Raw genomic sequence first — 14,696 nt, forward strand, 5'->3', positions numbered from 1 at the left:
TTTCGAAGGCCAAGCCGTCTTAATTGCATAAGCTTACTATCAATCCGCCATATCGAAGGGGGCGTTCCATGGCCGTCAGTGTCGCATTCATGACCGATCGATTCAACCTGTCCGTGGTTGGAGATAATTTCATCAATGATTGCTGTTTTGGTGAAGACGTTTCCTACTGGCTAGTTTCGGCGCTGTGTGCCGAGGGAATTGAGGCCCGGGTCGTCTGCATGGAAGACTTTGGCTGGGTGAACAGGGCCAGGTTCGCTGGCTCCTCTTATCTCATTTGCGTCGGCGGCTATGCTCTTCATGAACCCAGTCGTCCCAACTATGGTCAATGGCGTGTCGTGCTGGAACGTCGTCGCACGCTCATGCAAGCAATCCAAGGTAAAAGCAAGATGTCGGAAGCTGATCCACTTGTCATCAAAGTGAAGCAGTTCTTGATGGACGCGGGCTTTGCGCAGGTTGACATTGAACCGTAGTTGCCGTCAGCGCGACATGGCATCGTCGGCCAATCAGATTGCCTGGCATGGAACCAAGCGCGCTCACGCGTTACATATGACGGCAAGGGAGTCGTCACGCGGACGGCCCCGGCATCCCTGACCACTCATACGGAGGGTACGCCGAAAGCCGGTGCGGACGACATCCGCCGGCGGGAAGCGTCCACATCGACACCATGCCATCGTCTTCACGCGCGCCACACCTGTCACCGATCCCCGCAAGCTTTGCCACGCGCACGCCAGATCCATCCCCGGATGCGGAGCGGCGACACCGCGGCCTGGGCCGCAAAGCCCCGGTTGACGCTCGCCAGCCGTAGCCGCATCATGGCCACGCTAGCGATTTCGTCGCTACAGACCCAGGCGGCCGCGCTCAGGCACGCCGCGCTGGCGCCATCGGCCACCGCAACGGCCGCCGCCGCCAGCCATGCCCAGGGCAGGGCCGGCTTCGACGACCTGGCCGGCATGGACGCGGTCCAGGCGCACCTGCCCAAGGTGCGCGTGCCGCTGACGCGCCGCCTGTCGCGCACCCAGTCCCCGCAGCCTGCCGCCGCCCACGACGATCACGACACGGCGCTCAAGACAGCGGCCGCGCAGCTGATCGCGTCCCTGTCGGGACATGGGGACGATGGCCTCGAACGCGGACGCGACACGGACGATGCGCTCCAGCGCCAGATGCTGCTGGAGCAGGCGCGCGAGATGCTGGAGCTTCAATCGGACGATGGCAGCGGCCAGCGCGAGGCTGTCGGCGCCAGACTCGACGCGATGCAGGCTGCCCTGACCGCGCGCCACGGCCCCGCCATCGCGCAGGGTCGTCAGCATGCCGATGCCTTCGAAGGCGTGCTGGCCGCGCTCCATGCGGCCACGCCAGCGGCCGCGAGCGATGCCTCGTTGTCGGCCCTGCGGCGCCAGTTCGGCGCCGTTGCCGATGGCGGCCGCGCCGCGCCGCTGGTGCCATCCGCTCTGCTCGACATCCTGCTCAGCCGGGCCGGCCAGGCCGGCGCCGCCGCCGCGCTGGGCCGTCCGCCGGCGCAGCTGCACGCCGAACTGCGCCAGCGCGGGCGCGCCGGGCCGCGTCTGTGGCTGTCGCTACAGGACGCCGCCTGCTTCCAGCTGGTCAACACCAGCTACGCGCTGGCCGGCGAACTGCGCCGCGAGATATCGGAGCGGGCGGCCACCACGCCGCTGGCCGCGCAGGACACCCTGGCCCGGCTGCTGCTGCGCCTGGGCGAGCCGGATGTCGGCCATGCCGAACCCCTGCTGCGCCAGCTGGCCGACATGGAGCGCCTGACACCGCGCCAGCGCGCCGGTGCCTGCGGCGCGCTGCGCGGCGTCATCGCGCGCTGCCCGGACGCCATGTGGGGCGGCGAGGCGCTGCCGCAGCGCAAACGGCTGCTCGACCAGTTACACGAAATGACCGTCGAACAGCATGCCGCGTTACCGACCGTATCAAGCGCGCCTGCCGACGCGTTGCAGTCGCGCCTGCGACATGACCACCACACCGCCGGGAGCACCTGATGGAGCAAGCAGTGGAACAAACAACAGCGCAAACAGTAGCGCAAGCAGCGGCGCAGCTGGTGCGCCAGGCCAGGGATGGCCAGGTCGTGATGCGCCAGCCGCAGGCCGATGGCCTGTGCCTGCTGGCCTATCCCCTGCCGGACGGGGCCCTGGTGGCGCTCGGCTTCGCACGCGAGCACGCGCACCGCGTGCAGCCACACAGCGTGCTGCAGCGGCGCGCATCCATGCCGGCGCGCTACGGCGCCTGGCTGCCGGCCATGCTGGGCGACGGCAGCTGGTACGTGGTGCGGCGCCTGCGCGACAAGTCGTCCGGCGAGGCCATGCTGCCCGACGCCGCGCAATGGCAGGCGGCGCGGGAGCTGCTGGCATGAGCCGCATCTCATCGACTGGCGCCAGCCGCGCCGACGTACGGCATGGCGACGGCTACGACGGCATCGCCGAACCGCTGGCGCCGCGCCGCAGTCCGGCCGTCAACCGCAACGACCTGTCGCCGTGGGAAGAAACGGCCTCGCTGCCGCCTGCGCACCCGGCCGGCCAGGAAACGCTGGCGCCGCTCACGCGCTTTCTCGGCGCCGCGCTGACGGTGGCCAATCCGGCCTGGTCGCGCGATCCCTTGCCCGGCCTGCGCGCGCTGCAAAAGCGCCTGGTCGACTATTCGCTGGCGCTCGATCAGGCCGAGCGCGGCGACAGCCTGGCCGCCATCATGGTGGTGGAAGACGCGGTACGCCTGCGCCTGCGCCTGCAGCAGATGGACCTGGCCCGTTATGGCGCCGACCAGGGAGCGGCGGCATGAAACTGCGCCAGCGCCACGTTCCCATGGAGGTCGACCTGAGCGTGGCCATCGGCCTGCTGTGGGGCCACCTGAACACCGGCCAGTTCGCCCAGGCCTACCGCCTCGGCCGGGTGTGCCGGCAGATCTGGCCGGACGACGAACGCCTGGCGCTGCTGGTGGCCTATGCCCAGGTCGAACTGTTCGACGGCCCCGACGACGACACCCTGGGCTTGCTGGCGCGCGACGCCGCCTGCCCATCCTGGACTTCGGTGCTGGCGCGCCGCTGCCGCGCCAGCGCCTGAGCCGAACCCGCAGCACCGGACCCACCCGTTCCACTTCGATCACCGCGCAAGGAATCTCATGCTCAACAAAATCGTCATGTCCATCAACGCGCTCGCCGCCCGCATGGCCAAGCGCGCCGAACTGGCGACCGCCGGCCTGGTGATCGCCATCGTCTTCATGCTGGTGCTGCCCATGCCGGCCTGGCTGCTCGACATCCTGATCGCGCTCAACCTGTGCGTGGCCGGCCTGATGGTGGTGGTGTCGATGTACATGTCCGGACCGACCGCGTTTTCCACCTTTCCCACGGTGCTGCTGCTCACCACGCTGTTCCGGCTGGCGCTGGAAGTGGCCACCACGCGCCTGATCCTGCTCGAAGGCGATGCCGGCCACATTGTCGAAACCTTCGGTAACTTCGTCGTCGGCGGCAACCTGGTGGTCGGGCTGGTGATCTTCCTGATCCTGACCGTGGTGCAGTTCATCGTCATCACCAAGGGCTCGGAGCGGGTCTCCGAAGTGTCGGCGCGCTTTTCGCTCGACGCCATGCCCGGCAAGCAGATGTCGATCGACAGCGACCTGCGGGCCGGCATCCTGACCGCCGAAGAAGCCAAGAAAAAACGCGCGCTGCTGGGCCAGGAGAGCCAGCTGCACGGCGCCATGGACGGCGCCATGAAGTTCGTCAAGGGCGACTCGATCGCCGGCATTTTTATTGTCGTGGTCAACCTGGTGGGCGGGATCGCCATCGGCATGTTACAGAACAGTATGACGGCGGGCGAGGCGGTGCGCCTGTACGCCATCCTGTCGATCGGCGACGCCCTGATCGCCCAGATCCCGGCCCTGCTCATTTCGCTCGCGGCCGGCATGATCACCACCCGCGTGCCGGTGGAAGACGACGATCCGGACGCCGGCCCCAGTAACATCGGCCAGGACATCGCCGCCCAGCTGTTCGGCGAACCGCGCGCCTTGCTGACGGCGGCCGCCATCATGCTGCTGTTCGGGATGATTCCGGGGATGCCGACCGCCGTGTTCATGCTGCTGGCGCTGCTGCTGGGCGGCGGTGGCGCGGCCGGCATGCTCAAGCCGCGCGCGATGGCGGCGCAGATGGTCCAGACGGCCGAGGTGGAGCGCCAGAACGCCGGCATCGTCGACCTGACCACCTTCACCGCCACCCGCCCGTTCGCGGTGCGCATGGCGCCGGACATGCGCGGCACCGAGGCGGCCGATACCGTCACCTGCGCGCTGCGCATCATGCGCAACAATGTGCTGGACCAGAAAGGCATACCGGACCTGCAGCCGATCGAATTCGACTACCGCGACTCGGTGCCGTCCGGCCGCATTCATTTTTTGATGGCCGATATTCCGCTGATCGACGTCGAGATGCGCAGCGGCTGGGCCGCCACCGCCGAATCGGTCGAGCGCCTGGGTGAACTGGGATTTGCGGCGCACGAGGACAAGCTGGCCGGCACGCGCCAGCAGCGCGTCTGGGTGGAGCTGGCCGACGAAGCGGCCTTGCAGGAGGCCGGCGTACAGTACGTGGGCTGGGAGCAGGTGTTCGCGGGCGACGTCCAGGTCGAAATGCTGCGCAACTGCCAGATGTTCATCGGCGTGCACGAGGTGCAGCGTTTCACCGCCTGGGCCGACCGCCGCTTTCCGGAACTGGGCAAGGAGCTGGCCAGGAGCGTGACCCTGCCGCGCCTGACCGAGGTGATCCAGCGCCTGGCGCGCGAGGGCGTCTCGCTGCGCAACGCGCGCCTGCTGCTGGAAACCACGCTGGAATGGGCGCCCAAGGAGCGCGACCCGGACGTCATCGCCGACTATGTGCGGCTGGCCTTCAAGCGTCAGCTGTGCCATGAGGTGGCGCGCGACGGCCTGATCGAGGTGGTGCTGCTCGCGCCCGAACTCGAGGATCAACTGCGCGCGGCGATGCGCCAGACCAGCCAGGGCACCTATCTGGAGCTGGAACCGGAACTGGAACAGACGATCCTGAGCCGGCTCGGGGAGTTCTCCGGTACCCGCGGCACGCCATCGGCGCCGCCGGTGCTGGTGACGGCGGCCGACATCCGCCGCGCGGTGCGCAACCTGATCGAGGAAGAGTTCTTTTCGGTGCCGGTGTTTGCATTCTCCGAACTGACCCAGCACAGCCGGGTGCAGCCGGTGGGCATGATCGAGGTGTAGTCCTGACGCTCCTGAGTTAAAGTGCTTTTGTCCCGAAACTAAGCTCCGTCATTCCCGCGCAGGCGGGAATCCAAGGCACAGTCGCTTAGCAAAGATGCCTTGGATTCCCGCCTGCGCGGGAAGTCATTTACGCCAGTGGCGGGAAGTCATTTACGCCAGTGGCGGGAATGACAGCCCGGATGGTAAAAAAACGGCCCGTCGGGCCGTTTGTCGTTGCAACCGGACTCGATCAGATGCTTCTGACGGCGATCCGGTTGGCGCGCCTGTTGATATCGGCGCTCACGTTCAGGTCGGACAGGATGTTATCGGCCAGCATGGCGATGCGCACGTCGAGTTCCTTGACCTTGAGTTTGGCCGAGGGGGGGAGCATGCCCTCGTGCTGGCTGGCCAGGGTGGCCCGTTCCTGTTCCAGGACAGCGAGCTCGCTGATGCGCTGCGCGATGCCGTTGTCGATCGATTCAGTCATGGTGTCTCCGGTAAGAGTGGTGGGGGAGGTCAAGCGTGCTGCAATGCGTCGGTGGGGAAATCGAGTGCCGGCAGGGCGGCGCCGTGAAAGGCGTCCCTGAGCGCGGCGGCGCCGGCGGTGAAGTCGGCGCGCCATTCGCCGCCGCCCGCTTCCAGGCGGCAGGCGCCGCGCGCCAGGGTAGTGTCGGTCTTGCGCTCCCACGCCACATCCGGCGGCGCCAGATCGCTGTCGTCGGGATGCAGGTAGAGCACCGGCTGCGCCAGGCTGCGCGGAGCTTCCTGCAACAGGCGGCGGCAACTGGCGGCGACGCGCTCGCGTGGGGTGGTCTCGGCCAGCACGCGCTCGAACAAGGCAAGGGCCAGGTCGACGGCAAGCGTCTGCGCCCCGTCCAGCAGTTGCGCGTGGCGCTGTTCCAGCTGGGCCAGCAGCGCGGCCATGCGCGCCAGCGCCTCTTGCTCGGCCTCGCGCACCGCTTCCAGCGCCTCGCCGGCGGCGCGCAGGCGCAGGTGTTCGGCTTCGCCTCTGGCCTCGTTGACGATATGCCCGGCGGCTGCGCGCGCGTCGCGCGTCAATGTAAGCGACTCGGCACGCCACACGCCATGATCGGCGCGCAGCAGGGACTCGGTGGTGATCTTGGCAACGCAGAAGTCGTTCATGGAATAGCCTTGTTCGGATTGAAGGAGTCGGCGCCGCTTCAGGCAGCGCGCATGGCGCGCGCGCGGCACAGCAGCCAGCAGCGCCTGACGCGGTGTGCGGCGGCGCCGTCCAGCGGCTGCGGCATGGCGGCCAGCAGTTCGTCGATGCGCGCCGCGCTGGCGCCGTCAACGCCGCAGCGCAGGCGCGGCCACAGGCCGGGAAACGCCGCTTGCAGATGGCAGGCCAGCTCGCACAGGCCGCGCAGTGCCAGCGTGTCGCTGGCGAGGTAGAGTACGCGGCCGTAGCAGGCCAGCGGCTGGGTGGCGGCCGTGCTCAGGCACCAGCTGCGCTCGGGAGCGGGCAGCGTGGCCAGCGCAGGCGCGTCCTGGTTGCGCGCGGCCAGCAGGCCGCCGTACAGGCGCGCGGCGGCGCCGAGGGCGGCCGGATCGGTGCCGCTGGCCTCGGCCCAGGCGGCGTCGAAGTCGGGCGGCAGTGCGGGTGCCAGGTCCTGCTGCGCGCACCACGCGTGATAGCCGTCGCGCAGCGACAGCGTGCCGGCCATGGCGGCATGCGGCGGCGGACCTGCGGCAGCGCGCCAGGGCGCGAACCACCAGTCGATAAAGTCATCGCACAGCGGCGCGGCGGGCATCATCGGCTAGTCCCGCACGGCCGTGTCGGCGCTGAAGGGCGGCGGCTTGCCGAAGTGGCTCCTGAACCAGGCCGCCGTGGCCGGATGGTAGCGCCCCAGCGCGAACAGCAGGCCGGCCAGCGCCAGGGCCACGGCAAGCGCCAGGCCGAGCAGGGTCATGCCGAGCGCCCTGGCGGAACCCGGCTGCACCCGGAACGGCCCCACATCGGTCCATTCGATATCCGGCGCGGTGTAGGCGGTGGTGGGCGCCATCACCACCGATACCTTGGCGCGGCCCCCTTCGCCCGACAGGCCGGGGATGCTCGACGCGACCAGCTGGCGGATGCGCGGCAGCAGCAGGTCTTCGTCCACCGTGCCGTGGTACTTGACGAATACGGCGGCCGAGGAGGGCTGGATCGGCTCGCCCGGCGCGATGCGCTCGGGCAGCACCACGTGCACCCGCGCCGAAATCACGTTGTCGAACTGCTGCAAGGTCGATTCGAGTTCGGCCGACAGCCCGTGAATATAGCGCGCCCGCTCTTCCAGCGGGGTCGAGATCATGCTGTCTTTCTTGAAGATCTTGCCCAGGTCGGACAGCGCGCGGCGCGGCAGGCCGGCCGCCTGCATGGCCGTGGTGGCGCGCGCGATGTCGTCGGCGTCCAGGGTCAGGGTCACGCCCTCCTTGGTGGTCACTTTCTCGGCCTCGATGCCGTAGCGGTTGAGCAGGGTGACGATTTCGTTGGCGTCGGCGTCGTTCAGGCCGACCTGGAGGTTGGCGCGGTTGCCGCAACCGGCCAGCAGGGCGCACAGCAGCAGTGGCAGGAGGGGACGGAGCGGTTTCATGGTCATTGCAGCTTGGTGAGCTGGTCGAGCGCCCCGGCGGCCTTGGAGGCAGCCTTGGAGACGAACTGCACCCGGGTCTGGTAGTCGGAGAGGGACAGCATGGCTTTCATCAGCTGCATCGAGTCGCCCGAGCGGGTCGCCTGCTCCAGGGTCCTGGAAATGTATTGCTGGTCCTTTTGCAGCTCGCCGGAGAGGTTTTTGGCGCGCTGCATGACGTGCTCGCCAAGCGAGACCGGGCCGGAACCCGGGTGCGCGCCAGCCGCCGCCGCGCTGGCCTTGGGCACGGCGCCGCCATCCTGGCCGACATGGCGCGCCATAATCTCGCGAAATTCGGTGTCGCTGACGGGGGCGAGGCGCAGCACGTCCTTGCCGCCGGCGGTAGCCGGCGCGGCATCCGGGGCGGCGGCCGGTATCTTGGTGATCAGACTATCTGGAATTTGCATGGCTTTACTCGCGCAGGGTGAGGGAAGGAAATGATCGGGTCGATCGTTGCGAATGCACTGGATAAGTGTTGGCCTCGCGTGGATGGTTCCGGCCAGCCCGGAACTATTTTTTCGATCGGCGTGAACCAAATGCGGGGAGGCTCCCACTCAACCACATTGCCGCCCTGTTGCCGCTGCCGTTCATCATCCGCTACGAGGAAGAAAAAGCATGTCACACCATAACAATCACATCACGCATGCGCTGCGGCGCCTGGAAAAACACTACGACGAGAGCGACATGAAAATGCGCGATTTTCTAGCGGCCGACGCCGCCGGCGAAGAGCCCGACCCGGCCGACTTCATGAAAATGCTGGAGCAGCATTCGGTGAGCCGGCGCGCCATGGAGGCGCAAACCAAGCTGCATGAAAAGCCGCTCAAGACCGTTCTCACCGAGGCCAAGTAAACGATGGACAACCACGTGGACGATCATAAGCAACTGGCCGGCTGGCTTGCCGCGCAGCCGTTCGGGGCGCGCGTCGCCATCGACGGCGAATCGGCCTGGCTGCGGCCGGGTGAGGGTGGCGCGGAACTGGCGGCGTGCCTGTGGTCCGATCCGAGCGGCGAGCAGGTGCAGGCGGCGCTGCGGCACGGTTTCGCCAGCGCCCGCGATTTCGATGCCGGCCTCGCGCTGGCCGACGACGGCCGTGGCCTGCTCCTGAGCTGCTGGCTGCCGTCGTGCCACAGCTGGAGCGAGGCCGCCCCGGCGCTGGAGCAATTGCTCGACCAGCTAGCCGCATGGCGCGCCGCGCTGGCGCCGCCACCAGCGCAGCAGCGCGCAGCCGCCGGCGGCGCCGCCCGCCACGAGCAGCGCATGCGCGCCATGCTGGCCGGAGCGCGGCCATGATGCCCCCGCGCCTGTCCCTCATCGCCCGCGGCGTGCTGCTGGCGGCCTGCCTGATGCAGGCCGCGCCGGCCGCCGCCGTGGCCCCCGCCAGCTGGAACGACACCGGCTTCGCCATTGACGCCAATGGCCTGCGCCTGGGCCGCGTGCTCGACCAGTTCGGCGCCGCCTACGGCGTCCAGGTCGACAGCCGCGTGCCCGATGCGCTGCTGCCGTCCATGCGGATCAAGGCCGCCACCGGCACCGAGTTCCTCGACCGCCTCGCCGTCAGCGCCAGATTCCGCTGGTTCGTCTATAACGAAACCGTGTATGTGGTGCCGCGCGGAGAACAGGTCTCGGTGCGCTTGCAGGTCGGCGAGGACGCGGTGCAGGACGCCAAGGCCGCCCTGGTCGGCGTGGGCCTGTTCGATGCGCGCTTCGGCTGGGGCGAACTGCCCGACGAGGGCGTGGTCATGGTCAGCGGGCCGCGCGTCTACGTCGACCTGGTGCGCGCGCTGCTGTTGCCTGATCGCAAGGTGGAGGCGCCGCTCAGCGGCAGGCAGGTAATGGTATTCCGCCTGAAGTACGCCAGCGCCGCCGACCGTACCATCACCACGCGCGGACAGAAAGAAATGGTGCCGGGCATCAAAACCATCCTGAGCCGCGTGCTCGACAGCGACATGACGCCGAAAGAGAGCGTCGTGCCCGGCAACGAGTTCGACGCCGGCAGCGTCAAGCACTCGCGCCGTGGCCCGGTCGGCAAGGGCAGCGCCCAGGAGCGCACCGAGAACGGCGCCGATGGCGCCGATGCGGCCGAACGCCAAGGCGAGAAGCGCCGCGCCAAGGGAGCCGGCGCGCGCGGTGAGCGGATACGCATCGACGCCGACCCGTCGCTCAACGCCATCATCATCTACGACGACGTGGCCAAGCGCGCCACTTACCAGAACCTGATCGCGGAGCTCGACGTGGAGCCGCGCCAGGTTGAAATCGAGGCGCTGATTGTCGACATCGACCGCAGCAAGTTGACCGAACTGGGGGTGGAGTGGGGCATCAAGAGCGGGAACACGACGACGACGGTGAACGCCGGCGCCGGCGAATCGCAGGGCATCGACCTGCCGCTGCCCGGCGCCACCCTGCTGATTAATAACGCGGCCCGCTTTTATGCGCGCTTAAAAGCGATGGAGGGCAGCGGCGACGCCCGCGTGCTGGCCAAGCCGACCGTGCTCACGCTCGACAACGTGGCGGCGGTGCTCGACCTGAGCCAGACCGCCTATGTGCCGCTGGTCGGCGAGCGCGTGGCCGACCTGGCCGATATCACCGTCGGCACCATGCTGCGGGTGGTCCCGCGCATCGTGCAGGAGGGGTCGGTGATGCGGGTGCGGCTGGAGATCGATATCGAGGATGGGTCGATGGACAAGAACAGTCCCAAGCATAGCGTGACCCGCTCGAACATCAGCAGCCAGGCGATCGTCGACGCCCAGCAGACCCTGATGATCGGCGGCTACCACGCCGAGTCGGTCTCGCGCCAGAACCAGAAGGTGCCGGTGCTGGGCGACGTGCCCCTGCTTGGCGGCTTGTTCCGCAGCTCGACCCAGACCCACAGCACGCGCGAGCGCCTGTTCCTGATCACGCCGCGCATTACCACCAGCGTGGGGATGGCGGCGGCCGAGCTGTCGAAGGCGAACAAGGCGGCGCGCCGGCTGGCGGCCGCCGAACAGCGGCAGCAGGCGCGCGCGAGCGGGGCGGTGGCGGTTCCCGCACCCGCACCCGCACCCGCACCCGCACCGATATCTGCGCCGGCGCCGGCGCCGGCAAAAGCACCAGTCGCCGTGCCCATCGCCGCGGTCACCACTGCGCCCACCGAAGAGAAAACCCCGGGTGCCGTCAACGTGCTGCCGCACATGCTTCGCGCTACCGTGCTGGCCGATGTCATGTGGCCGAGCAAACCGCCGGTCAAACCGCCCTCGGTGCCCTACAAACGGCAGGTGCTGGCATGGCACTGAGCGGCGCCGTGGCGCGCCTGGCCTGCCTGCTCCTGGCGGCATCAACCATGCCGGCGGCGCAGGCGGCGCTGTTCAAGTATGTCGATCCGGTGACGCGGGTGGCCAGCTACACCAACTTTCGCCCGTCCCAGAGGGGCGCGCGCGAACTGGTGCTGCGCGAGCTGGTGCTGCGGCGCGAAGCCGCGCCGCGCCGCGTGGCGCCGCCGAGGGAGCCCAGGCCGGTGGCGCTTGCCAGTTCCAGCCCACGGGCGGCGGTGGCTGTGGCGGTGGTGGGCCCAGCCAGCTTCCCGCGCATCGACGCGCGCCGCCAGCGCGAGCTCGATAGTGAGCGTAAATACATTCTCGGCACCGAGTTGATGTCGGCGCAGGCCGACCTGGCGCGCCTGCTGGCCGGCAGCGCCCCTGCCGACAGCATCGGCCGCCGCCGCAGCGATGTCGCGGCGCTGGAGCGCGAACTGGCGCGCGTTCGCTAAGGCGGCGCGTTGCCTGGCTATTCCGGCGTGTATTCGAGCCGGTAGCCCTGGCTGTACGAGGTGCGGATGATCACGCGCCGCTCCACCCCGAACAGCAGCTTCTTGCGCAGCTTGTAGACATGCTGCTCGATCGTGCGTCCCGCCACATCGCTGTCGGCGCTCCAGATCGAGGCGCCGATGGTGCCGCGCGAAATAAACACCCCCGGCGACGAAAAGAACAGCCAGGCCATGGTGAATTCGCGCGGCGTCAATTCCACCACCACGCCATCGTAGGCGGCGCTGGCCGCTTCGCGGTCCAGGGTGTACTTCCCCAATGCGATGGTACGGCGCACGGTGGTCGGGTTGCGGCGCCGGATCACGGCGCGGATCCGCGCGATCGCTTCCACCGCCTCGAACTGAGCGCCGATAAAGTCGTCGGCCCCGGCTTCCAACGCCAGCGCCGCCATCTCCGGCGTGCCATGTGACAGGGCGATGACAGGCGTGCTGTCGCCGGTGCGGCAGTTCAGCCACGAAACGAAATCCTCGCTGTCTTCGCGATGGTTGCCGATGTCGATCATCAGCAGCGCGAACCCGCGCCGGCTCAGCATGCGTGACAGGCTGTTTTCCGAAGCGAAGCGCTCGCAGCTGAACCCGGCCTGCTGCAATGTTGCCTGCAGCCTGGCGAACAGGCTGTCGCTACGTATGTAGCAGCCTATGCTCTCGGATTGAATCAGCATCCAGTCGGTTCCCGTAAAACGCTTTGATGAAGAGGTATTTGTCGCAGCCGCTGTTGTATCAGCAAACCATGGTGCGCCGCAAGGCATTTTTGCTTAGAGCCAATAACGACGGCCTGTCTGCGTATGCGCAAAGAATATTTGCGTTTTAATGGAACCGATTCACCTTTGCCGACACTCATTGGCAGCAGAGGCGCCGCAAGCGGCGGCCTCGGTGGTGAAGCTGGGTTCATTTTTTCATGTGATGCTTCTGATTGATGCTGCTTATGTTTAAGTTCATGATATTTCACTCCCGGCCCGGCGTGCTGTTCTGGCTGGGCGCTTGCATGGCGCCTCTGGCCGCCGCCGGCACGTCCGATGCGCTGCCGCCTGGCTATGCACAATGGATATATGCCGCCGGCTGCGTGAACGAGCCGCTGGCCATGCGCCCTGCATTGGTGGCCGCGCCGGCGCCGCAAGCACCCATCCGCGCACCGCAAAGCTGGCATCTGCGGGTCGGCGACCAGACTGTCAAGGCGGCGCTGGTGCGCTGGGCCGCCAGCGAAGCCTGGGAACTGGTGTGGGAAGCGCCGGTCGATTACGCGGTCGAACGCGACACCGCCATCAGCGGCACTTTTGAACAGGCGATCGAAGCGGTCGCGCACAGCATGGCCGGCGCCGAAACGCCGTTACAAGCCATTTTTTACAAAGCCAACCGGGTGGTGCGCATTGTGGTCAAAGGGACGCCAGCATGAGGGCCGGCCTGACCCCGGCGCTGCTGATGCTTTGCTGCCTGGCCGCTTGTTCGGATATTGCGCGCCGCAGCAGCCAGGATTTCGGCGACCCGGGCGGAAAAATTGCGGAGCTGTCGCGCCAGGTGGGCACGGCCAAGCCGGCCGCCGGGCCGGCGGCGGTGCATGCGGACGGCATCTGGCTGGGCCACAAAGTGGTCAAGCTGGCCAGCGAGCCGGTGCTGCCGCCGGTCTTTCGCGAGCAGGCCAACTTCGACCGCACTGTCTCGTCGCTGTCGGAACTGGCCGAGCGCATCACCATGCGCTCGGGGATTCCGACCAAGGTGACGCCCGGTGCCCTGGCGGTGGCTGGCGGCACGCAGGCGCCATCGTCCGCGCCTGCCGCAAGCGCGCCGGCCGTCGCCGGCGTGCCGCCACTCGTCGCGCCGATGGTGCCGCCGCTTGGCGCGCCGCCGTCAAAGAATGGCGCGTCCAGGGCCGAGCCGGTGCGCATCTCGTACCGTAACGGCACCTTCCAGAACTTCCTCGACACGGTGGCCGCGCGCTACGGCGTCTACTGGAAATACGCCAACGGCACCATTTTGTTCTTCCATACCGACGTGCGATCGTTCCAGATCCACGCGCTGCCGGGCGACGCGAGTTTCAGCGCCAACGTCAGCAGCGGCGCCAGTTCCAGCGGCGGCGTGTCCAGCGGCAGCGGCGGCGGCAGCGCCGGCAGCAATGGCGGCGTGAGCACCATCAATAATCAGAATACGGCCGTCAGCTCGCAGCTGTCGGTCTACTCGAACCTGCAAAAATCGATCGGCGCCATGCTCTCCGCATACGGGCAGGTGGTGGCGTCGCCGGCCACCGGCAGCATCACCGTGGTCGATACGCCGGACGCCATGGAACGCATTGCCGCCTTCATCGACAGTGAAAACCAAGCCATGGCGCGCCAGGTCGCGATCAATGTGACGGTGCTGTCGGTGACCCTGAGCGACGCCGACGAATACGGCATCAACTGGAACCTGGTCTACAACAACCTGCTGCATAATTACGGCATCCGCAATACGCTGGCCGGCACGCCCGGCAGCGATCCGGTGGCGTTTTCGGCCGGCGTGCTGGCGTCGTCAAAGAGCAAGTTCGCCGGCAGCACCTTGATGATCCAGGCGCTCTCGCAGCAGGGCAAGGTGCGGCGCCAGACCAGCGCCACCGTGGTGACCCTGAACAACCAGCCGGTCCCGGTGCAGGTGGCCAAGCAGACCAGCTACCTCAAGTCGTCGGAAACGACCACCTCGCCGCTGGCCGGGTCGACCACCACGCTCACCCCCGGCATGGTGACCTCGGGCTTTAACATGAGCATCCTGCCGCATCTGCTCGAAGACGGCACGGTGATGCTGCAGTTTTCCACCGATATCTCGGCCTTGCGCCAGATTCGCCGGGTCAACAGCGGCGGCGCCGACAGCACCAGCATCGAGTCGCCCGAACTCGACACCCGCAATTTCCTGCAGCGGGTGGCGATGAAGTCGAACGAAACGCTCATCATCAGCGGCTTCGAGCAGACCGACGACGACCTCGATCGCCAGGGCGTCGGCCATCCGGCCAACATCCTGTTCGGCGGCCTGGCGCGCAAGAGCAACAAGGAAGTAATCGTCATCCTGGTCACGCCGACCGCCATGGCCGGGTCGTGAGG

At 67.8% G+C, this 14,696-nt stretch carries 18 protein-coding genes; 12 read left to right on the forward strand and 6 right to left on the reverse strand.

Features of this window, described 5'->3' with window-relative positions:
* Positions 1-68: 68 nt before the first annotated feature.
* The 6 genes from F1609_RS15555 to sctV all read left to right on the forward strand — a co-directional run bounded on the left by F1609_RS15555 (position 69) and on the right by sctV (position 5,229).
* Positions 69-470, forward strand: coding sequence for a hypothetical protein (locus F1609_RS15555; protein WP_167077318.1), 402 nt, complete (start codon positions 69-71; stop codon positions 468-470).
* A 342-nt stretch (positions 471-812) separates the two neighbouring features.
* Positions 813-2,003 (forward strand): hypothetical protein, encoded by a 1,191-nt coding sequence (locus tag F1609_RS15560; protein WP_167077319.1) that lies wholly within the window; start codon positions 813-815, stop codon positions 2,001-2,003.
* An 11-nt stretch (positions 2,004-2,014) separates the two neighbouring features.
* Entirely contained in the window at positions 2,015-2,374 is a 360-nt protein-coding gene (locus F1609_RS15565) for a hypothetical protein (RefSeq protein WP_167077320.1), read from the forward strand.
* On the forward strand, positions 2,371-2,796 hold the full coding sequence (locus F1609_RS15570; protein WP_167077321.1) for a hypothetical protein: 426 nt from the start codon (positions 2,371-2,373) through the stop codon (positions 2,794-2,796). Before F1609_RS15565 ends, F1609_RS15570 begins: the two co-directional genes overlap by 4 nt.
* The gene (locus F1609_RS15575) at positions 2,793-3,077 is read left to right on the forward strand and encodes a hypothetical protein (RefSeq protein ID WP_167077322.1); all 285 of its coding nucleotides are present in this window, start codon (positions 2,793-2,795) and stop codon (positions 3,075-3,077) included. Before F1609_RS15570 ends, F1609_RS15575 begins: the two co-directional genes overlap by 4 nt.
* A 58-nt stretch (positions 3,078-3,135) precedes the next feature.
* Positions 3,136-5,229, forward strand: a complete 2,094-nt coding sequence (gene sctV / locus F1609_RS15580) for a type III secretion system export apparatus subunit SctV (RefSeq protein WP_167077323.1) — start codon at positions 3,136-3,138, stop codon at positions 5,227-5,229.
* 229 nt (positions 5,230-5,458) lie between these two features.
* Here sctV and F1609_RS15585 read toward each other — a convergent pair whose 3' ends face one another.
* From F1609_RS15585 to F1609_RS15605, 5 genes are read right to left on the reverse strand one after another with little or no spacing between them, the layout of a single operon-like run.
* Positions 5,459-5,695, reverse strand: a complete 237-nt coding sequence (locus tag F1609_RS15585; protein WP_167077324.1) for a hypothetical protein — start codon at positions 5,693-5,695, stop codon at positions 5,459-5,461.
* A 29-nt stretch (positions 5,696-5,724) separates the two neighbouring features.
* Positions 5,725-6,351, reverse strand: coding sequence for a FliH/SctL family protein (locus tag F1609_RS15590; protein WP_167077325.1), 627 nt, complete (start codon positions 6,349-6,351; stop codon positions 5,725-5,727).
* Positions 6,352-6,389: 38 nt separating this feature from the next.
* Positions 6,390-6,983: a hypothetical protein gene (locus F1609_RS15595; RefSeq protein ID WP_167077326.1), complete on the reverse strand. Its 594-nt coding sequence runs from the start codon at positions 6,981-6,983 to the stop codon at positions 6,390-6,392.
* Positions 6,984-6,986: 3 nt separating this feature from the next.
* Positions 6,987-7,802, reverse strand: coding sequence for a type III secretion system inner membrane ring lipoprotein SctJ (sctJ, locus tag F1609_RS15600; protein ID WP_229421907.1), 816 nt, complete (start codon positions 7,800-7,802; stop codon positions 6,987-6,989).
* Positions 7,803-7,804: 2 nt separating this feature from the next.
* Entirely contained in the window at positions 7,805-8,245 is a 441-nt protein-coding gene (locus F1609_RS15605; protein WP_229421908.1) for an EscF/YscF/HrpA family type III secretion system needle major subunit, read from the reverse strand.
* A 208-nt stretch (positions 8,246-8,453) separates the two neighbouring features.
* Between F1609_RS15605 and F1609_RS15610 the strand changes: the two genes are divergently transcribed.
* The 4 genes from F1609_RS15610 to F1609_RS15625 are packed head-to-tail and all read left to right on the forward strand — an operon-like array spanning position 8,454 to position 11,580.
* Positions 8,454-8,687, forward strand: coding sequence for a hypothetical protein (locus tag F1609_RS15610; protein ID WP_167077328.1), 234 nt, complete (start codon positions 8,454-8,456; stop codon positions 8,685-8,687).
* Positions 8,688-8,702: 15 nt separating this feature from the next.
* Positions 8,703-9,128 (forward strand): hypothetical protein, encoded by a 426-nt coding sequence (locus tag F1609_RS15615; RefSeq protein WP_167077329.1) that lies wholly within the window; start codon positions 8,703-8,705, stop codon positions 9,126-9,128.
* Entirely contained in the window at positions 9,125-11,107 is a 1,983-nt protein-coding gene (gene sctC / locus F1609_RS15620) for a type III secretion system outer membrane ring subunit SctC (protein ID WP_196785441.1), read from the forward strand. The genes F1609_RS15615 and sctC overlap by 4 nt, the downstream gene beginning before the upstream one ends.
* Positions 11,098-11,580 (forward strand): hypothetical protein, encoded by a 483-nt coding sequence (locus F1609_RS15625; RefSeq protein ID WP_167077330.1) that lies wholly within the window; start codon positions 11,098-11,100, stop codon positions 11,578-11,580. Before sctC ends, F1609_RS15625 begins: the two co-directional genes overlap by 10 nt.
* Positions 11,581-11,597: 17 nt before the next feature.
* Here the strand turns inward: F1609_RS15625 and F1609_RS15630 are convergent, their stop codons facing one another.
* Complete coding sequence (locus F1609_RS15630) at positions 11,598-12,296, reverse strand: response regulator transcription factor (RefSeq protein ID WP_167077331.1); 699 nt, start codon at positions 12,294-12,296, stop codon at positions 11,598-11,600.
* Positions 12,297-12,571: 275 nt separating this feature from the next.
* Between F1609_RS15630 and F1609_RS15635 the strand changes: the two genes are divergently transcribed.
* The gene (locus tag F1609_RS15635; RefSeq protein ID WP_167077332.1) at positions 12,572-13,027 is read left to right on the forward strand and encodes a toxin co-regulated pilus biosynthesis Q family protein; all 456 of its coding nucleotides are present in this window, start codon (positions 12,572-12,574) and stop codon (positions 13,025-13,027) included.
* Positions 13,024-14,694, forward strand: a complete 1,671-nt coding sequence (gene pilN, locus F1609_RS15640; RefSeq protein WP_167077333.1) for a PilN family type IVB pilus formation outer membrane protein — start codon at positions 13,024-13,026, stop codon at positions 14,692-14,694. The genes F1609_RS15635 and pilN overlap by 4 nt, the downstream gene beginning before the upstream one ends.
* Positions 14,695-14,696: the final 2 nt, after the last annotated feature.

It is taken from the genome of Massilia aquatica (assembly GCF_011682045.1).
GTDB classification, from domain to species: Bacteria; Pseudomonadota; Gammaproteobacteria; order Burkholderiales; family Burkholderiaceae_D; genus Telluria_A; species Telluria_A aquatica.